This window comes from Microbacterium sp. RURRCA19A, from assembly GCF_900156455.1.
GTDB lineage: Bacteria > Actinomycetota > Actinomycetes > Actinomycetales > Microbacteriaceae > Microbacterium.
The window spans coordinates 25,737-43,607 of record NZ_FTNQ01000003.1 but is presented as its reverse complement, the minus strand read 5'-3'; the positions used below and the strand labels follow the sequence as shown (position 1 = coordinate 43,607).

At 71.6% G+C, this 17,871-nt stretch carries 18 protein-coding genes and 1 tRNA gene; 16 read left to right on the top strand and 3 right to left on the bottom strand.

Annotation, left to right across the window (positions count from 1 at the left end):
• Positions 1-9 precede the first annotated feature (9 nt).
• On the top strand, positions 10-384 hold the full coding sequence (locus BW982_RS12595) for an SdpI family protein (protein ID WP_076493839.1): 375 nt from the start codon (positions 10-12) through the stop codon (positions 382-384).
• Positions 385-389: 5 nt separating this feature from the next.
• Here BW982_RS12595 and BW982_RS12590 read toward each other — a convergent pair whose 3' ends face one another.
• Positions 390-1,343 carry an NAD(P)-dependent alcohol dehydrogenase gene (locus BW982_RS12590; RefSeq protein ID WP_217693688.1) on the bottom strand — a complete coding sequence of 318 codons (954 nt, stop codon included), beginning with the start codon at positions 1,341-1,343 and terminating at the stop codon, positions 390-392.
• 58 nt (positions 1,344-1,401) lie between these two features.
• On the opposite strand from BW982_RS12590, the gene BW982_RS12585 reads away from it, so the two are divergent.
• The 3 genes from BW982_RS12585 (at position 1,402) to BW982_RS12575 (ending at position 2,742) form a co-directional block, all read left to right on the top strand.
• Entirely contained in the window at positions 1,402-1,866 is a 465-nt protein-coding gene (locus BW982_RS12585) for a hypothetical protein (RefSeq protein ID WP_139327444.1), read from the top strand.
• The gene (locus tag BW982_RS12580; protein ID WP_076493836.1) at positions 1,866-2,081 is read left to right on the top strand and encodes a helix-turn-helix transcriptional regulator; all 216 of its coding nucleotides are present in this window, start codon (positions 1,866-1,868) and stop codon (positions 2,079-2,081) included. The genes BW982_RS12585 and BW982_RS12580 overlap by 1 nt, the downstream gene beginning before the upstream one ends.
• 61 nt (positions 2,082-2,142) lie before the next feature.
• Complete coding sequence (locus BW982_RS12575) at positions 2,143-2,742, top strand: gamma carbonic anhydrase family protein (RefSeq protein WP_076493834.1); 600 nt, start codon at positions 2,143-2,145, stop codon at positions 2,740-2,742.
• Positions 2,743-2,919: 177 nt separating this feature from the next.
• On the opposite strand, the gene BW982_RS12570 is transcribed toward BW982_RS12575, so the two are convergent.
• A complete protein-coding gene (locus tag BW982_RS12570) occupies positions 2,920-5,592 on the bottom strand; it encodes a phosphoenolpyruvate carboxylase (protein WP_076493833.1) in 2,673 nt (890 codons plus the stop codon).
• A gap of 191 nt (positions 5,593-5,783) precedes the next feature.
• On the opposite strand from BW982_RS12570, the gene BW982_RS12565 reads away from it, so the two are divergent.
• The 12 genes from BW982_RS12565 to BW982_RS12510 all read left to right on the top strand — a co-directional run bounded on the left by BW982_RS12565 (position 5,784) and on the right by BW982_RS12510 (position 16,568).
• Positions 5,784-6,386 carry a nucleoside triphosphate pyrophosphohydrolase gene (locus BW982_RS12565; protein ID WP_254845607.1) on the top strand — a complete coding sequence of 201 codons (603 nt, stop codon included), beginning with the start codon at positions 5,784-5,786 and terminating at the stop codon, positions 6,384-6,386.
• A 166-nt stretch (positions 6,387-6,552) separates the two neighbouring features.
• Positions 6,553-7,803, top strand: a complete 1,251-nt coding sequence (gene hisS, locus BW982_RS12560; protein WP_217693689.1) for a histidine--tRNA ligase — start codon at positions 6,553-6,555, stop codon at positions 7,801-7,803.
• Positions 7,804-7,862: 59 nt separating this feature from the next.
• A complete protein-coding gene (locus tag BW982_RS12555; RefSeq protein ID WP_139327443.1) occupies positions 7,863-8,672 on the top strand; it encodes an SGNH/GDSL hydrolase family protein in 810 nt (269 codons plus the stop codon).
• An 88-nt stretch (positions 8,673-8,760) separates the two neighbouring features.
• Positions 8,761-9,573, top strand: a complete 813-nt coding sequence (locus BW982_RS12550; protein WP_254845591.1) for a cytochrome c oxidase assembly protein — start codon at positions 8,761-8,763, stop codon at positions 9,571-9,573.
• A gap of 31 nt (positions 9,574-9,604) precedes the next feature.
• On the top strand, positions 9,605-10,279 hold the full coding sequence (locus BW982_RS12545; RefSeq protein WP_076493827.1) for an O-methyltransferase: 675 nt from the start codon (positions 9,605-9,607) through the stop codon (positions 10,277-10,279).
• A gap of 96 nt (positions 10,280-10,375) precedes the next feature.
• Positions 10,376-11,656 (top strand): phosphopyruvate hydratase, encoded by a 1,281-nt coding sequence (gene eno, locus BW982_RS12540; protein WP_076493826.1) that lies wholly within the window; start codon positions 10,376-10,378, stop codon positions 11,654-11,656.
• A gap of 172 nt (positions 11,657-11,828) precedes the next feature.
• A complete protein-coding gene (locus tag BW982_RS12535; RefSeq protein WP_254845590.1) occupies positions 11,829-12,434 on the top strand; it encodes an FtsB family cell division protein in 606 nt (201 codons plus the stop codon).
• 48 nt (positions 12,435-12,482) lie between these two features.
• Positions 12,483-13,001, top strand: a complete 519-nt coding sequence (locus BW982_RS12530; RefSeq protein ID WP_076493824.1) for a DUF501 domain-containing protein — start codon at positions 12,483-12,485, stop codon at positions 12,999-13,001.
• Entirely contained in the window at positions 12,998-14,308 is a 1,311-nt protein-coding gene (locus BW982_RS12525; protein ID WP_076493823.1) for a S8 family serine peptidase, read from the top strand. The genes BW982_RS12530 and BW982_RS12525 overlap by 4 nt, the downstream gene beginning before the upstream one ends.
• Entirely contained in the window at positions 14,305-15,702 is a 1,398-nt protein-coding gene (locus BW982_RS12520) for an NAD(P)/FAD-dependent oxidoreductase (RefSeq protein WP_254845589.1), read from the top strand. The genes BW982_RS12525 and BW982_RS12520 overlap by 4 nt, the downstream gene beginning before the upstream one ends.
• A gap of 89 nt (positions 15,703-15,791) precedes the next feature.
• A tRNA-Leu gene (locus BW982_RS12515) sits at positions 15,792-15,865 on the top strand.
• 133 nt (positions 15,866-15,998) lie between these two features.
• A complete protein-coding gene (locus BW982_RS12510; protein WP_076493821.1) occupies positions 15,999-16,568 on the top strand; it encodes a LemA family protein in 570 nt (189 codons plus the stop codon).
• A gap of 22 nt (positions 16,569-16,590) precedes the next feature.
• Here the strand turns inward: BW982_RS12510 and BW982_RS12505 are convergent, their stop codons facing one another.
• The gene (locus tag BW982_RS12505) at positions 16,591-17,850 is read right to left on the bottom strand and encodes a winged helix-turn-helix domain-containing protein (RefSeq protein WP_076493820.1); all 1,260 of its coding nucleotides are present in this window, start codon (positions 17,848-17,850) and stop codon (positions 16,591-16,593) included.
• Positions 17,851-17,871: the final 21 nt, after the last annotated feature.

Genomic DNA, 17,871 nt, shown 5'->3' with positions numbered 1-17,871 from the left:
ACGGATGCCATGATCGGACCCCTCGTCACGGTGACCGTCGCGATGCTCGCGGTCGCGGCCGTGTCCTTCTGGACCGCGCGCCGCGCGTCCGCGGGCACGCTGCCGCGCAACGACCTCGTCGGCATCCGGACCGCCGCGACGCGCGCGTCGGATGCGGCGTGGGTCGCGGCGCACCGGGCCGGTGCTGCGGACCTTCGAGGGACCGGCATCGCCGCGCTCGCGACGGCACTGTTGCCGTGGGTGGCGACGATCGTGCCCGCCGGGGCGCGAGAACCGGTGCTGGTGGTCGTGATCGTCTCCGGTATCGGTGCGATCCTGGGGTTCTCGATCCACGCGGCGATCGTCGGTGAACGCGCGGCCCGGGGCGCCACCGAGCCCGTCTGACCGCCTCAGGGGCACACCAGGATGCTGCCCGTCTTGTGACCGGAGTCCACGCGGGCGTACGCCTCGGCGATCCGTTCCAGCGGTAGGACCGCTTCGATCACGGGTGTGAGGGTGCCCGCGACGATCCCGTCGAGCAGGTCGCTCACGAGCTCGCGACCCGCCCCCGCGGTGCCGGTGATCACGCGCGCCCTCGGCGTGATCGTCTCGGCGAGCGTCGCCGCCGCGAGGATCACGCGGCCGTCCGGAGAGAGCAGGGGCGCGGCGGTGTCGGGGTGCAGGGCGCCGACAGTGTCGAAGACGACGTCATAGGGACCGGGGAGATCGGACAGCGACGTCGAGGCGCGGTCCACCGCGTGGTGCGCTCCGAGACGCGAGAGCAGGGGGAGGTTGCCCTCGCTCGCGGTGGCGGTGACCTCCGCCCCCAGGGAGCGGGCGATCTGCACGGCGTGCGTTCCGACGGCACCCGCGCCGCCGATGACGAGGACGCGCTCGCCGCGACGCAGCCGCGCGCGGTCGCGGAGGAACCAGAGCGCGGTGGTTCCGCCGAACAGGACGGCGGCGGCCTCGTCGTCGCTCACCCCGTCGGGGATCCGGACCAATCGCTGCTCGGGGACGGCGGCGAACTCGGCGTGCGCGCCCATCCGCATGTCCGTCATGCCGCATACGCGGTCACCGGGACGGAGATCGGTCGCGCGGGGGCCGGTCTCGACGACGCGACCGGACAGCGCGATGCCGAGCACCGGTCGACGGGGACCCCGCAGGCCCAGCGCGATCCGACCGGGGACGCCGAATCCGGCGGGGAAGCGGGCGCCGCGGATTCGAGCGTCGCCGCTGTTGACGGATGCGGCTGCGACGTCGACGACGACATCGCTCCGCACGGCCCGCGGGCGGGGGCGCCGCTGGATGCGGACGACCTCGGGGGGTCCGTAGGTGTCGACGACGGCCGCGTTCATGTCCATGATGACTCCTCGGTGTCAAAGATTCTTGACACCGGATCGTGCCCGTCCTAGGGTCGAAATGTCAAGTTTTCTTTACACGGAGGCCGCGATGTCGTTCGAGGAGCGCAACACCTGGGCGGGGCTGATCGCCAGTGTTCCCGGCGTGCTGGTGTACACGATCTGGATGCTCGTCGTCGCACGGGACACCGCTGTCGACCGCATCGACTGGGTGTGGCCGATGGTCTCGACCGTCGTCGCGAGCATCCTCGTGGCCATCGCCGTGAGCATCGCGTGGGGGATGGCGCAGTCGCGCCGCGATCCCGACACCGACCACCGTTCCGACGTGCGCGATCGCGAGATCGCCGCACAGGGCGATCGCGTCGGTCAGGCCTTCCTCGTGTTCGGCGGGCTCGCGGCGCTGGTGCTGTGCGCCGTCCAGGCGCCGCTGTTCTGGATCGCCAACGCCGTCTACGCGGGCTTCGCGCTGTCCGCGATCATCGGCAGCCTCGCCCGGCTCGCCCTGTACTACCGGGGGATGCCGTGATGGCCAAGCCCACGCGCGTCACGAACAGCATCCGCGAGCATCGCGAGCGCGCCGGCACCACCCAGGCCGAACTCGCCCGCCGCCTCGGCGTGACGCGCCAGACGGTCATCGCCATCGAGCAGGGACGGTATTCGCCGAGCCTGGAACTCGCCTTCCAGATCGCGGGCGAGTTCGGGGTCGGTCTCGACGCCGTCTTCGCGTACGACCGCGAGTGAGCATGTCCTCCCCGCCGCCCGCGGGACTACGCTGACGGGCACCGACGGGAAGGACGCCGCCATGCGCTTCGCTCACCTCGGGGCCGAGCCCCGCATCCACCCCGACGCCGTCGTCCCCCCCACCGCGGTCATCAGCGGGGACGTCACCGTCGGTCCCGGATGCCAAGTCCTCCACGGTGCCGTCCTCACCGCCGAGGGCAGCCGGATCGTGCTGGGGGAGAACACCATCGTGATGGAGAACGCGCTGCTGCGGGCGAGCTCCACGCACGCGGTGCACGTCGGTGCGCACACGCTGGTCGGACCGATGGCGAGCGTCGCGGGTGCCGACATCGGCGACGAGGTGTTCCTCGCCACCGGCACACGCGTGTTCAACGGCGCGCAGATCGGCGACCGCAGTGAGGTGCGCATCAACGCGATCGTGCACCTGCGCACGGTGCTGCCGCCCGAGACGGTCGTGCCGATCGGGTGGGTCGCGGTCGGCGACCCCGTGCAGCTGCTCTCGCCCGACCGGCACGACGAGATCTGGGCGGCGCAGAAGGAACTCGACTTCCCGGGATACGTCTTCGGCCTCGATCGCGAGACGCCGGACCTCATGGTGCAGCTGACCGAGCGCTACGGCCGCAGCCTCGCCCGCCACGCGCACGACCGCCGTCTGGACTGAGACGAGGGCGCCCTCGGCATCCGGATGCCGCGCCGCGGTGCCGCGCCGTCGGTGCCATGCCGTGCCGTCGTGCGGAGTTCGTCGGCGACTCGCCGTCGATGGTCGGCCGTGGGCGGCGTGTCGGTCGTGGACTCCGCGGGACGGTACGCGGGGCGTCGGTCCGCGTGTCGGAACGGATCAGCCCGTGTTCTGCAGACCCGCAGCCACGCCGCTCACCGACAGCAGCAGCAGACGCTGGTGCTCGGCATCCGGGGTCGGGTCCTCGGCGTCCACGTCGCGGAGCGCCCGCAGAGCCCGCAGCTGCAGGAGCGACAGCGCGTCGACGTAGGGGCTGCGCATCTTCACCGCGCGCTGCAGCACCGGCTTGTTGCCCAGGAGTTCGCCGCCGGTGATGCGCTCGACCCACGTCCGGGTGAGAACCATCTCGTCCATGACGAGTCCCGCGAGGTCGTCGCGGTCGCCGAGTGCCAGATAGCGGCGGGCGATCCGCGCGTCGGCCTTGGCGAGGCTCATCGCGACGTTGTCGATCATCGTGCGGAACAGCGGCCACTGCTCGTACGCGTCGCGCAGGCGCTGCTCGTCGCCGACCGCGTCGAGCGCGGTGCCCAGGCCGAACCAGCCGGCCAGGTTGATGCGCGCCTGCGTCCACGAGAACACCCACGGGATCGCGCGCAGGTCTTCCAGCGACTCCACCGACAGCCCGCGTCGGGCCGGGCGAGAGCCGAGCGCGAGGTGGCCGAGCTCCTCCATGGGCGTCACGGTCGCGAACCACGGCGCGAAGCCGGGCGCCTTCACGAGGGCGAAGAACCGTTCGCGCGAGGCGACGTCCATCGTGGCGGCCACGTCGGCGAACGCCTCGGCCGCCCCGCGGTTGCGACGCTCGATCGAGGGGGAGGATGCCGTGAGCACCGCGGCCGCGACCTGGTCGATGTGGCGCATCGCGATGTCGGGGTCGCCGTAGCGGGCGAAGATGACCTCGCCCTGCTCGGTGAGCTTGAACCGGCCGTCGACGGAGTGCGGCGGCTGCGCGAGGATCGCGGAGTTGGCGGGTCCGCCGCCGCGCCCGAGGGCCCCGCCGCGGCCGTGGAAGAGCGTCAGCTCGATGCCCTCCGCCTCGGCCCACGTCGAGATCTTCGCCTGCGCCTCGTACAGCGCGAGGTTCGCCGCGACCGGCCCGACGTCCTTCGACGAGTCGGAGTAGCCGAGCATGACCTCGAGGCGGCGGCCGGTGGCATCCAATCGGCGGACGAACGCGGGGTGCCCCACGATCTCGGCCAGGATTCCGGGGGCCGCCTGCAGGTCGGCGAACGTCTCGAACAGCGGGATGACGTCGAGCACCGGCAGCGCTTCGTCCGGGCCCATCGCGTACGACGCGAGCTCGTGCACGTTCGCGAGGTCTTCCGCGGACTGCGTGAACGACACGATGTAACGGCCGGCCGCGCGGGGCCCGAACCGCTCCTGCACGTAGGCGATGGAGCGGAAGACCTCGAGGACCTCGTCGGTCAGCTCGCTGCGCGCCGCGCCCGAGCGCAGCTCGTCGAGCACCTTCCGGTGGACGGCGGAGTGCTGACGCACCTCGAGCTCGGTGAGGTGGAATCCGTAGGTCTCGACCTGCCAGATCAGGCGCTGCAGCGAGCCGTAGGCCTGGCGCGCCGCCCCGGCGGCGACCAGCGAGTCCTGCACGGTGCGGAGATCGGTCAGCAGATGCTCCGGGTCGCGGTAGGCGAGGTCGGCATTGCGCGTCCGCGTCGCCGCGATCTTGCGGGCGAGGAGCAGCAGGATCCGTCGGTGCGGCTCCGCGGGCGACCGCTCGGCGATCTCGGCCGCGGCGTCTTCATCGGCGGCGCGCAGCCGGTTCCACAGCGCCAGCAGCGCGTCGCTCGGCGGGGTGGTCTCGGCATCCAGGGTCAGGCCCCGGCCGACCCGCTGGGTCGTGCGCTCGAGGCCCAGGAGCACGTGCTCGCTCGCGATGGCGGCGGCCTTGCGGGTGACGGATGCCGTGACGAACGGATTGCCGTCGCGGTCTCCGCCGACCCACGAGCCGACGCGTACGAACGGCTTCACGATGGGGGCCTTCGCCCCGGCCGCCTCGCCCTGGAGGATGTCGTCGATCCGGCGGTAGACGCGCGGAACCGCGGTGTACAGCGTCTCGTCGAACACCGCCATGACCGAACGCACCTCGTCCACCGGGGACGGCTTCTCGCGGCGCAGCGGCGCCGTGCGCCACAGCGTGTCGATCTCCTCGAGCATGCGGCGCTCGGTGCGGCGGACCTCGGTGTCGTTCTCGGCGGCGGCGTCGTGCTCGCCGAGCAGCTCGGACAGGCGGCGGATGCTGGTGGAGATCGCGCGGCGGCGGGCCTCGGTGGGGTGCGCGGTGAAGACGGGGTGGAACCGGAGCGCCTGGAGTCGGGACAGGGCGGTCTCCTCGCCGACCTCGCCGGCGAGCCGTTCGAAGGCCGCGGCGATCGTGTCGGGCGTGCCGCCGCGGGAGGGCCGGTCACCGCGCTCGCGGAGGACACGGACGCGCTGGTGCTCCTCGACGAGGTTGACGAGGTGGAAGTACGCGGTGAATGCGCGGGCCACCTCGTCGGCGCGGGCGATCGAGAAGCCGTCGGCGATGGCCGCGGCGCGCTCGAACGCTTCGGGCGTCTCGTCGGTGTACGCCTGGATCGTCGCCGATCGCAGCTTCTCGACGTCGTCGTACAGGCCGGGGGAGCCGCTCTCTCGCAGTACCCGGCCCAGCAGGGAACCGAGCAGGCGCACGTCGGCGCGCATCTGCTCGGGAAGCTCTTGGCCGGCTTCGAAGCGGCCCACGAGGTCGATGGCCTCGGTCGGGGTCAGTTCACGCACACGCCCCAGGATAGTTGCGTCACGTTGCGGCCAGATCACGTGGTAGCCCTCGGGCGACACAAACGGCGGGAGTTGTGCCGGGCTTCGGCGCGCGGGACCCGGGACCGGGGGATACTCGGCACGAGCGGCGCATGGATGCCGCGGGAGGAGGGACCGTGAGCGACGACGCGTTGCGCGAGGCCGCCGAGACGATGCGCGCGGTGCGCGAGCGCTGCGTCTGGACGCAGACGATCGACCACCGCGACCTCGTGCCGTACCTGGTCGAGGAGAGCGCCGAGGTCATCGACGCCGTGGAATCGGGGACCCGGGCCGACCTGAAGGAGGAACTGGGCGACCTGCTGTGGCAGGTGCTGTTCCACGCCGAGATCGCCGCGGGCGACGCCGAGGATCCGTTCGACATCGACGACGTGGCCCGCGGGCTCACCGAGAAGATGGTCCGTCGCCACCCCCACGTGTTCGGCGACGCCGTGGCATCCACTCCCGAAGAGGTGCTCGTGCACTGGAACGCGGCGAAGGCCGCCGAGAAGCGCGAGCGCACGAGCGTGCTGGACGGCGTCTCCGAGCACATGCCCTCTCTCGCCCTGGCGCAGAAGGTGCTCGGCAAGGCCGCGCAGGTCGGCGTCGTCGCTCCGGCGCATCGCCTCGCGGACCCGGCGAGCGAGGCCGAACTCGGCGACGCCCTGCTCGTGCTGGTGCAGCAGGCCCGCGCGCGCGGGTGGGATGCCGACCGCGCCCTCCGCGAGCGCGTCCGGCGCCTCTCCGCCGAGGTGCGCGCCGCCGAGTCCGACAAGTGAGTCGCCAGATCACGTGATCTGGCCGAGATCACACGTCGCGACGCGCCGTAGCGGGTGCTTTCGGCGAGTGCACGTGATCTGGGGCCCCCACGCGAAACGCACGCGCGGACGCCGCGGCCGAGCCTGGAACAATGGAGACGTGGCATCCGTGAACCCGCCGCGCGGCATGCGCGACTTCCTCCCCGCTGACAAGGCCCGTCGCGAGCGCGTGCTCGCCGTCATCCGCGAGCGCTACCGCGCGCACGGCTTCGACGAGATCGAGACGCCGGTCATGGAGGAGTACTCGCGCCTGCACGCCGGCATGGGCGGCGATAACGAGAAACTCTCGTTCAGCATCCTCAAGCGGGGGATGGATGCCGAGGCGATCCGCGCCGCGGCCGAGGATCCGTCAGCGCTGGCCGACCTCGGGCTGCGGTACGACCTGACGGTTCCGCTCGCCCGGTTCTACGCGACCAACCGCGCGCAGCTGCCGACGGTGTTCCGCGCGATCCAGATGGCGCCCGTCTGGCGCGCGGAGCGGCCGCAGAAGGGGCGCTACCGCCAGTTCGTGCAGTGCGACATCGACATCATCGGCGACCCCTCGTCGCGCGCGGAGGCCGAGCTCATGACCGCGAGCCTCGACGTGCTCGACGCGCTCGGGCTCGAGGGCGGCGTCATCCGCGTCAACGACCGGCGCGCGCTCGACGCGATGCTCGACGTGTTCGGCTTCCTCGCGGAGGAGCGCCCGGGCGTCCTCATCACGATCGACAAGCTCGACAAGATCGGGACCTCCGGGGTCGTGGCCGAGCTGCGCGAGCGGGGCGCGACTGCGGACGCCGTCGACGCTTTCGCCGCATACCTCGACCGGCCGGGCTCCGACGACGCGGGCTTCGATGCGGCCGGCATCCGCGCGGCGCTGCCGGCCGGCATCCCGGACGAGATCGTCGACCACCTTGTCGCCCTCGGCGACACCGTCGCCGCCGCGCGCGGCGCCGAGGCCCCCCTGCGGTTCGACCCGTTCCTGGTCCGCGGCATGGGCTACTACACCGGCACGATCTTCGAGCTCGCGCACCCGAGCGTCGACTACTCGCTCGGCGGCGGGGGCCGCTACGACGGCATGATCGGCAGGTTCCTCGGACAGGACGTGCCGGCGGTCGGCTTCTCGATCGGGTTCGAACGGATCGTCGACCTGCTCCAGGATGCCGACGACTCGGGCGAGCGGTCCCTCGTGCTGGTGCACGATCGCGACGTTCCGCTGTCGACCCTGCTGCGACTCAAAGCCGCCCTGGTGGCCGAGGGCTCCCGGGTGCGCCTGGAGCAGCGGCCGAAGAACCTGAAGGCGCTGCTCGAGCGCTCGAGCGCCGACGGCTACGCGTCGTTCGCGACGGTGCGCGCCGACACCACGGTCGAGTCGCTGGAGATCAAGCCCCTCGACTGACCTGGGCGGCGGGTCGCCTGCGTCACCCGCCGTTCACCGCGGCGCGATGGGATGACGGCATGCGGACGCGTCGACCGATCACGGTGACCGTGGCATCGTCGGTCGCGGTGCTGGGCACCGCCGCGGTGGGGATGCGCACCCTCATCGCGCGGCAGGCCGCGATCGCCCGCCGACGCATCGGCAAGCCGCTCGGCGAGCAGGCCCTGGATGCCGACCGCGTCTGGCGGCGGAAGAAACACTCGGGCACTCCGGTCGAGCTGCTCCTGCTCGGCGATTCGATCGCGGCGGGTCTGGGCGCCGGTCACCGTCGCGACACCCTGGGGGCCCGGCTCGCGAAGGGGATCGCGCGGGCGGAGGGGCGTCCCGTGCGCCTCCGGACCGCGGCCGTGGTCGGCTCCGAGACCTCCGCGCTCGCGCGGCAGGTCGCGGCCGTCCCGGAGTCCTCCCGGGCCGACGTCGCGGTGATCGTCGTCGGCGGCAACGACGTGACGCACCGGATCCCCGCCGCCCGCGCCGCCGGGCAGCTCGAACAGGTCGTGCGCGACCTGGGAGGCCGCGGCATCCCCGTGGTGGTCGGGACCTGCCCCGACCTGGGCACGCTCCGCGCGATCCCGCAGCCGCTCCGCGCGCTCGCGGCGCGCTCGTCGCGCCAGCTCGCCGCGGCGCAGGCCGCCGCCGTGCATCGTGCGGGCGGGCGGGTCGTGGCCCTCGCCCGCGCGGTGGGACCGGTGTTCGCCGAACGCCCGGAGGAGATGTTCAGCGTCGACCGCTTCCACCCCAGCGCGCTCGGATACCGGCGCACCGCCGACGCCCTGCTCCCCGCGGTGCTGGCCGCGCTGCAGGAGACCGGGGTCCCGGCAAACGCATAGCCGTCGGGCCTACCGTTCTGGCACGCCTCCTCTGCATGTCCTCCTGACCACCTGGCACGCCGCGCCCGTTCCGCTCGGCGTGGTCCTCGTGGCATCCGCCGCCTACATCGCCGGGGTGGTGCGTGTCCGCCGACGCGGCGAGACCTGGCCGGTGCTGCGCACGATCGGGTTCTTCGCCCTCGGCCTCGCGCCGTACGCGCTGATCGAACTGGGTTTCCTCGGGACGTACTCGGCGGAGCTGCGCTGGGCGTTCTCGACCCGCATCGCGCTGCTGATCTTCGCGGTCCCCGCCGGCATCGCCGCGGGACGCCCGCTGGAGCTGTACTCCCGCGCGACGGACGACCGGGGCCGGGCACGACTCGACCGCCTGCTCGCGACCCGCTTCGTGCGGATCACCGGCAACGCGATGGTCGCCACCGTCGTGATCGCCGCGGTGTTCTGCCTCTTCCTCACGCCGGTGGCCGGCATCCTGCGGGTGAACCCCGTGATCGAGGCGTCCCTCGGGATCGTCGTGCCGCTGGTGGGTCTCGCGATGGTGCTGCCGATGATGGCGCTCGGCGTCGTCCACACCGGGACCTTCATCGCGATCGAGTTCCTGCTCGCGTTCGTCGAGCTCCTCATCGATTCCGTCCCGGGCCTGCTGCTCCGCCTCAACGACACGGTGCTCGACCTGGTCCCGGATGCCGGACAGGCGCTGTCGTGGTGGCCTTCCGCGCTCCACGACCAGCATCTCGCCGGCGACCTCATCTGGTTCATCGCCGAGTTCGCCGACGTCCCGATCCTCGTGATCCTGATGGTGCGGTGGATGCGCACCGACCGCGCCGAGGCGAAGGGCTTCGACGATCTCAGCGACGAGGAGTACGACGAGATGACCCGCGCCCACCTCCACGGACCCCGTTGACCGGCGGTCGGCGCTTCGTCAGGCTGGGGGAGTGCCCACACACGACGACGTCGACGGCTTCCTGACCGACACCCTCATCGGACCCGACCCGGCCCTGGATGCCGCGCTCGCCGCGCAGCAGGAGGCCGGGCTTCCGGCGATCGAGGTGTCGCCCGTCACGGCCAAGCTCCTGCACCTGCTGGTGCGGATCAGCGGCGCGCGGCGGGTGCTGGAGATCGGAACGCTCGGCGGATACTCCACGATCTGGCTCGCGCGGGCGCTGCCGGAGGGCGGGCGCGTGGTGACCATCGAGGCGGAGGAGCGCAACGCCGGAATCGCCCGCGGCAACCTCGCCGAGGCCGGGGTGGCCGACCGCGTCGAGGTCCGTGTCGGACGGGGTCTGGACGTGCTGCCGAGCCTCATCGGCGAAGAACCGTTCGATCTCGTCTTCGTCGATGCCGACAAGGAATCGAACCCCGGCTACCTCGACTGGGCCGCACGGCTCGGACGTCCCGGCACGGTCGTCGTGCTCGACAACGTCGTCCGGGCGGGCGCCGTCGCCGACCCGCCGCCGGGCGACTCCAAGGTGGCGGGAGCACGCGCGGGCGTCGTGATGCTGGGCGAGGACCCCCGCTTCGACGCGACCGCGCTGCAGACGCTCGATCGCAAAGGGTGGGACGGTCTCGCGATCGCGATCCTCACCGACGCCGTGGCATCCGGGGTCTGATCCCGACCACACACGCTCCGACCGCGATCACTAGACTCGACCACGGACCGACGACGCTCCGCCCTCTTCCACCCAAGAACCAACGAGGAGTCCTTCGTGGCACTTATCGAGGCTGTCAACGCGCGCGAGATCCTGGATTCGCGCGGTAACCCGACCGTCGAGGTGGAGGTGCTCCTCGACGACGGAATCGTCCAGCGGGCGGCCGTCCCCTCCGGCGCGTCCACCGGCGCGTTCGAGGCCTACGAACTGCGCGACGGCGACAAGAGCCGCTACAGCGGCAAGGGCGTGCTGAAGGCCGTCGCCGCGGTCGTCGACGAGCTCGGCCCCGCGATCGAGGGCGTCGAGGCCAGCGAGCAGCGCATCATCGACGAGATCCTCATCGAGACCGACGGCACCGAGAACAAGTCGCGCACCGGCGCCAACGCCATCCTCGGCGTCTCGCTCGCCGTCGCCAAGGCCGCCGCCGACAGCGCCGACCTGCCCCTGTTCCGCTACCTGGGCGGCCCGAACGCGCACCTGCTGCCCGTTCCGCTGTTCAACGTCATCAACGGCGGCGAGCACGCCGACAACGGCATCGACTTCCAGGAGTTCTTCCTCGCGCCCATCGGCGCCGAGACCTACGGCGAGTCCCTCCGCTGGGGCACCGAGGTCTACCACGTCCTCAAGGGCGAGCTGAAGTCCGCGGGCTACAACACGGGTCTCGGCGACGAGGGCGGCTTCGCCCCCGACCTGCCGAGCAACCGCGAGGGCCTCGACTTCCTCATCCGCGCGATCGAGAAGGCCGGCTTCACCCCCGGCAAGGACATCGCCGTCGGCCTCGACGTCGCCGCCACCGAGTTCTACAAGGACGGCGTCTACACCGTCGAGGGCAAGGAGTGGAGCGTCGACACGCTCGTCGACTACTTCGCCGACCTCGTCGCGAACTTCCCCATCGTCACGATCGAGGACGCCCTCGCCGAAGACGACTGGGACGGCTGGAAGAAGCTCACGGATGCCATCGGCTCGAAGGTGCAGCTCGTGGGCGACGACCTGTTCGTCACCAACCCGAAGCGCCTGCAGCAGGGCATCGACCTCGGTGTCGCCAACTCGCTGCTGGTGAAGGTCAACCAGATCGGCACGCTGTCCGAGACCCTGGATGCCATCGCCCTGGCGACCCGTTCGGGCTACACCTCGATGCTCTCGCACCGCTCCGGCGAGACCGAGGACACCACGATCGCCGACCTCGCCGTCGCGGTGAACGCCGGCCAGATCAAGACCGGTGCGCCCGCCCGCAGCGAGCGCGTCGCGAAGTACAACCAGCTCCTCCGCATCGAGGAGGACCTGGGCACCGCCGCGGTCTTCGCCGGCCGCTCGGCGTTCCCCCGTTTCCAGGGCTGAACGCACGCGCGCCAGAAGGGGGGAGCCGGTCGGCTCCCCCCCTTCGTCGTCGGCGGGCGCGGCCGAGGGGATGCCCTGAGCGCGGCGCGTCACCCGGGCGAGGGGACGGGTCGACGTAGAGTCGGATACCGGCCGTCCCGGGCAGTGGCGCGGGTGTGAGGAAGGAGATGTCGTGGACCGACCGACGCTCCCGTCCCCCCGCGGACGGAACGAGACGCCCGCTCCCGCCGCGGGGAAGTCCCGGCGTCCGCGTTCCCGGCCGACGGGCGACTCCGCTGCGCGCCCGCAGGTCGCGACCCGGAGCCGTCCGACGCCGCGCCGTGTCGACGTCCGCGAATGGCTCGGCGGGCTGCGCGTCTCGGGGTTCGTCGTCATCATGCTGGGTCTGGTGGTGCTCGGCACCTTCGTGCTCGTCCCGACGGTGGGGACGTACATGGACCAGCGTCAGCAGATCCAGGCGCTCCGCGGTGCCGTCTCGCTCAGCGAGAGCGAGGTGGCCGATCTGCAGTCGCAGCGCGAGCGCTGGTCGGATCCCGCGTACATCACGACCCAGGCGCGGGAGCGGCTGTACTACACGATGCCGGGCGAGGTCGTGTATCTGATCGACGACGACCTGCCCGCCTCGGAGGCCCCGCAGGAGCAGCAGGACGTCTCGCAGGACGTCGGCCAGACCCGGACCGACTGGATGTCGCAGCTGGTGCGTTCCGTGACCTCGGCGGGTGCCGTGCCGGTCGCCGTGCCGAGCATCGGGGTGCCCGACCCGTCGCCCACTCCCTGATCGGCTCCCCGACCGAGCGTGTCCGGCCCGCCGGGTACCCTGGAGGCGATGAGCACGCCGCCCCTGCCCCCCGCATCCGACGCCGACCTCGACGTGCTGCAGTCGCAGCTCGGACGGGTCCCGCGCGGAGTCGTCGGCATCGCGGCGCGGTGCGTGTGCGGCAATCCGACCGTCGTCGCCACGTCTCCGCGGCTCGACGACGGCAGCCCGTTCCCGACGTTCTACTACCTCACGCACCCCGCGGCCACGGCGGCGATGTCGGTCCTCGAGGCCGGACACGTCATGAAGGAGTTCTCCGACGAGCTCGCCGCCGACGATGACCTGCGCGCCGCGTACGCCGCGGCGCACGAGGCGTACCTGCGCGACCGCGCGGTGTACGGCGAGCCCGACGAGATCGCCGGGATCTCGGCCGGAGGGATGCCGACGCGGGTGAAGTGCCTGCACGCCCTCGCGGGCCACGCGCTCGCCGCCGGTCCGGGCGTGAACCCCATCGGCGACCTGGCGCTGTCGCGGGGCACTTGGTCGCCCGAGCGCTGCGAGTGCGAGACCCCCGGGGCGGGCGGATGAGACGCGTCGTCGCAGCCGTGGCATCCGTCGCCTTGGGCGTCGTGATGCTGACGGGGGCGGCGACGACCCCGACCCCGCAGGTCTCCGCCGATCCCGTCCGCGCGGCGGAGTACTGGCTCGATCAGTACGGCATCACCGAGGCGTGGAAGACGACGCGCGGCGCCGGCCAGAAGATCGCGATCATCGACACCGGCATCGCGCGCGGCCCGGTCGAGTTCTCCGGAGCCGTCGTCGGCGGGACCGACGTCTCCGGCGTGGGCGCGCCCGACGGGCGCACTCCGGTGGGCGCGGTCGATTCCAACCACGGCAGCTGGGTCGGTTCCCTCGCCGCGGCGCGGGGCACGGGCGACGGCAAGGGCATGATCGGAGTCGCTCCGGAGGCCGAGCTGCTCTCGATCTCGGTGGGCTTCGGCTCCGTGACGTCGAAGCCCTTCACCGAGCAGATCGTGGATGCCATCCACTGGGCCGTCGATCAGGGCGCCACGGTCATCAACATGTCGTTGACCACGAACACGCTGGACTGGGATCAGAGCTGGGACGAGGCGTTCCAGTACGCGTTCGATCACGACGTCGTCGTCGTCGTGGCCGCGGGCAACCGGGGGAGCGGCACCTCGAGGGTCGGAGCCCCGGCGACCATCCCGGGCGTCCTCGCCGTCGGCGGCGTCGACCCGTCGGGGATCGCGAGCAATGACGCCTCCACCCAGGGCATCACGATCGGTCTGTCCGCCCCGAGCGAGCGCCTGCTCGGTGTGTCGGCCGACGGCTCGCTGGTGCAGTGGAACGGCACGAGCGGCGCTGCACCGATCGTCTCGGGCATCGCGGCGCTGGTCCGCGCCGCGCATCCGGGTCTGGATGCCGACAACGTCCTCAACCGGCTGATCCGTACGGCCACGTCCGGTCCGGGTGCGGGGTCCGGTCAGGACACGCTCTACGGGTATGGACTCGTCGACGCCGCCGCGGCGGTGTCCACGGCCTCGGTGCCGTCGGTGTCGTCCAATCCGCTCGGTGATCTGGCCGAGTGGGTGCGGTTGTACCGGCGCGCGAACGCCCCCGCGCCCACCGGGGCGCCGACCACGGCGCCGGTCGAGATCCCGGCTCTCCCGCCGGTGGAATCCGCGCCGCGGGCGTCGTCCCCGCTCCTGCCGACGCGCGACAGCCTGCTGTACGGCACGCTGCCGCTCGCGGGCGCGACCCTCGCCGCTATAATGATCACGCTCGGCGTCAGTGCTGCTGCCCGGCGTATCCGTAAGGCGCGCATTTCTCGCGAGCCGAGCCGCACCACAAACCAGGAGTCTCTTCCATCGTGACCAGCACCGTGCCCAAGATCCTCATCGTCGGCGGAGGCTACGCGGGTTTCTACACTGCGTGGAAGCTCGAGAAGCTCCTCGGCCGCAACGAGGCCGAGGTCACTCTCGTCGACCCGCTGCCGTACATGACGTACCAGCCGTTCCTCCCCGAGGTCGCGGCCGGTGAGATCGAGCCCCGCCACGTCGTGGTGGGTCTGCGTCGTCACCTCAAGCGCACCACGGTCATCGCCGGAAAGGTCACGGGCATCGAGCACGCGACCAAGACCGCGACGATCACGCCGATCGCCGGCGATGAGACGTGGACGCAGGAGTACGACCAGATCGTCGTGACCGCCGGTGCCGTCTCGCGCACGTTCCCGATCCCCGGCATCGCCGAGAACGCCATCGGTCTGAAGACGATCGAGGAGGCCGTGGCGATCCGCGACCGTCTGACGTCCAACTTCGACAAGGCGTCCGTCCTCCCGGCCGGCCCCGAGCGCGACCGCCTGCTGACCGTCGTGGTCGTCGGTGGCGGCTTCGCCGGCATCGAGGTCTTCGCCGAGCTGCGCGCGTACGCGTCCTCGCTGCTGAAGCAGTACCCGACGCTCACCTTCGACGACACGCACTTCCACCTCATCGAGGCGATGGGGCGCATCATGCCCGAGGTGTCGCAGAAGACGAGCGAGTGGGTGCTCGCCGACCTCGCGAAGAAGGGTGCGTTCGTGCACCTCGACACGCAGGTCAAGGGCGCCGTCGACGGGGTCGTCGAGCTCTCCACCGGTGAGCAACTGCCCACCGACCTCATCATCTGGACCGCCGGTGTCATGGCGAACCCCACCGTCGTCCGCGGCAGCGACCTGCCGGTCGAGGAGCGCGGCCGCATCCGCACCCGCCCCGACCTGCGCGTCGGCACCGACGAGGAGTTCGTCGAGGGTGCGTGGGCCGCCGGCGACGTCTCGGCGGTGCCCGACCTGTCGGGCGGCGGCGTGGGCGGCTTCTGCGTCCCGAACGCGCAGCACGCGGTGCGCCAGGGCAAGCTCATGGCGAAGAACATCGTCGCGGTCCTCCGTGGCGAGGAGCCCAAGCAGTACTTCCACAAGAACCTCGGTGCCGTCGCCGGTCTCGGTCTCTACAACGGCGCGTTCCAGTCCGGCAAGATCGCCCTCACGGGTCTGCTCGCGTGGTTCGCCCACCGCGGCTACCACGGCCTCGCCATGCCGACGTGGGAGCGCAAGTTCCGTGTCGTCGGCGACTGGGTGCAGAACTTCTTCCACGGCCGCGAGGTCGTCTCGCTCGAGGCCGTGCAGACGCCGCGTGCCACGTTCGAGGAGTTCGCGGCCCGGCCGCGCCCGGCACAGCCCGCGGCCGAGCCGGCTCCCGCCGACAAGAAGCCCGAGGCCGTCGCGGCCAAGTGATCTCGGTCGAAGCCCCCGCACCCTGTGTGCGGGGGCTTCGTCGTTTCCGGATGCCGTCATCCGTCGCGCTACGGTGGAGCGTGGCATCCGCCCCCGTAGCCCAATGGCAGAGGCAGGCGACTTAAAATCGCTCCAGGTGTGGGTTCGAATCCCACCGGGGGTACGCGTGCGGCGTACCGCGAGCGCACCGCCGGTCGCTTTCCATGCGTATCGACTGGGAGTCGTCCGCAGGCCCCTGGTGGGCGGCGTCGTCGCCGTTAGGATTGTGCGGCAGTCGTCGAACGGAGAACCGGAACATGTGGGAGTGGCTCGTCCCCGTCATCGTGATCGTCGCGATCCTGGCGATCGCGGGGATCTATCTGTGGGCGACGTACAACGCCCTCGTCTCCCTCAATGTCCGGGTCGACGAGGCGTGGAGCGACATCACCGTCCAGCTCAAGCGTCGCGCCGATCTGCTTCCCAACCTCATCGAGACGGTCAAGGGATACGCGGCGCACGAGAAGGCCGTCTTCGAGAATGTGACGCGGGCGCGCGCCGAGACGATCTCGGCCCAGAGCCCCGCCGAAGCGGGTGTCGCCGAGGGGCACATGCAGCAGGCGCTCAAGTCGCTGTTCGCCGTAGCCGAGGCGTATCCCCAGCTTCAGGCGAGCCAGAACTTCCTGCAGCTGCAGCAGTCCATCGTCGACACCGAAGACAAGATCCAGGCGTCGCGCCGGTTCTACAACGGCGGCGTGCGCGAACTCAACACCAAGATCAAGGTCTTCCCCAACAACCTGTTCGCCCGTCAGCTGGGTTTCCAGGCGCGCGAGTTCTTCGAGGTCGTCGACGGTGCGGCGATCTCCGAGCCGCCCCGCGTCCAGTTCTGACGCGGTCGACTCCGCCGCCCCCTCAGCCCGTCACGGGTGAGGGGGCGGCGTCGTTCTGCGGGTGCTCGTGGCGTCCGGCGCGCAGCGCCCCCGCGAGGGCGTCGGCCGCATCGCCCCAGCGCGACACCGTGACGTGCTCGAGACCCTGCCAGGACGCCGCGGTGCGCAGCTCGAGCGCGAGCCGCTCCGCCGCCTCGGATGGAGCGCCGTGCTCCCACCACGCCGATTGCACGCGCAGTGCCGATGCGGGCCGGTCGGCCTTCAGATCGACACGGCCGACCACGTCGTCGCCGACGACCACGGGCAACGAGTAGTAGCCGAAGCGCCGCTTCTCGGCGGGCGTGTAGATCTCGATGCGGTAGTCGAAGTCGAACAGGCGCTCGGCTCGATCACGGAACCACACGACGGGGTCGAACGGGGTCAGGATGGCGGTCGCGTCGACGTGGCGGGGGCGGGCGGCATCCCGATGCAGCCAAGCTTTCGCGGGCCGGCCCGCGATCTGCCAGCCCTCGACGACGACGGGCTCGAGTTCGCCGGCGTCGACGAGCTCGCGCACCGCACCGAGAACGGCGGGGCGGTCGCGGATGCGCCAGTAGTCGGCGAGGTCGGCGGCGGTCGCGACACCGTACGCGACGGCCGCGCGCCGCACGAGCTCGCGAATAGCCTCAGCCCGCGGAACGGGGGATTCGAGAGCCTCGCGGGGCAGCACGTCGGAGGCCAGTGCGTACCGTCGCTCGAATCCGCGACGGCCGGCGATTGCCACGTCGCCCATGAGCCACAGTCGCTCGAGGCCGTTCTTCACGTCGTCCCAGCCCCACCACGATCCGCGCGACCCCGCGCGGGCGTCGTGCTCGATGTCGGCGGGACGCAGGGGACCCCGCGCGGCGAGCTCGTCGCGCAGCCACCTCAGCAGCCCTGCGTTGGCCAGCGCCCAGTCGTCGGCGCCGTACCTTTCGCGGAGGGCGTCGCGGCGGAACTGCAGCAGCGGCCAGTCGGCGACCTCGACGAGGGATGCCACATGCGCCCAGGACTCGACCCACCGCGGGCGGCGCGAGAAGGCCAGGCGATCGAGGAGGCTCGTGTCGTAGGACCCCAGGCGCGCGAACAACGGCATGTAGTGCGAGCGCGAGAAGACGTTCACGGAGTCGATCTGCAGGATCCGCATCCGACGCAGGGTCGAGGTGATGTGCCGCGTGCCGACGGTCTTGGGACGCGGCCGACCGAGGCCCTGCGCGGCCAGGGCGATCCGGCGGGCACCGGCACGTGAGAGCGTCGTCGTCATGTATGCCAGCGTAGGCATGGC

Bases quoted from the DNA above. Each gene is read 5' to 3' on its own strand.
- BW982_RS12595 (WP_076493839.1), top strand. From the start codon at position 10: ATGATCGGACCCCTCGTCACGGTGACCGTCGCGATGCTCGCGGTCGCG.
- BW982_RS12590 (WP_217693688.1), bottom strand. From the start codon at position 1,343: ATGGACATGAACGCGGCCGTCGTCGACACCTACGGACCCCCCGAGGTC.
- BW982_RS12585 (WP_139327444.1), top strand. From the start codon at position 1,402: ATGTCAAGTTTTCTTTACACGGAGGCCGCGATGTCGTTCGAGGAGCGC.
- BW982_RS12580 (WP_076493836.1), top strand. From the start codon at position 1,866: ATGGCCAAGCCCACGCGCGTCACGAACAGCATCCGCGAGCATCGCGAG.
- BW982_RS12575 (WP_076493834.1), top strand. From the start codon at position 2,143: ATGCGCTTCGCTCACCTCGGGGCCGAGCCCCGCATCCACCCCGACGCC.
- BW982_RS12565 (WP_254845607.1), top strand. From the start codon at position 5,784: ATGCGCGCGGTGCGCGAGCGCTGCGTCTGGACGCAGACGATCGACCAC.
- hisS (WP_217693689.1), top strand. From the start codon at position 6,553: ATGCGCGACTTCCTCCCCGCTGACAAGGCCCGTCGCGAGCGCGTGCTC.
- BW982_RS12555 (WP_139327443.1), top strand. From the start codon at position 7,863: ATGCGGACGCGTCGACCGATCACGGTGACCGTGGCATCGTCGGTCGCG.
- BW982_RS12530 (WP_076493824.1), top strand. From the start codon at position 12,483: ATGAGCACGCCGCCCCTGCCCCCCGCATCCGACGCCGACCTCGACGTG.
- BW982_RS12525 (WP_076493823.1), top strand. From the start codon at position 12,998: ATGAGACGCGTCGTCGCAGCCGTGGCATCCGTCGCCTTGGGCGTCGTG.
- BW982_RS12510 (WP_076493821.1), top strand. From the start codon at position 15,999: ATGTGGGAGTGGCTCGTCCCCGTCATCGTGATCGTCGCGATCCTGGCG.
- BW982_RS12505 (WP_076493820.1), bottom strand. From the start codon at position 17,850: ATGACGACGACGCTCTCACGTGCCGGTGCCCGCCGGATCGCCCTGGCC.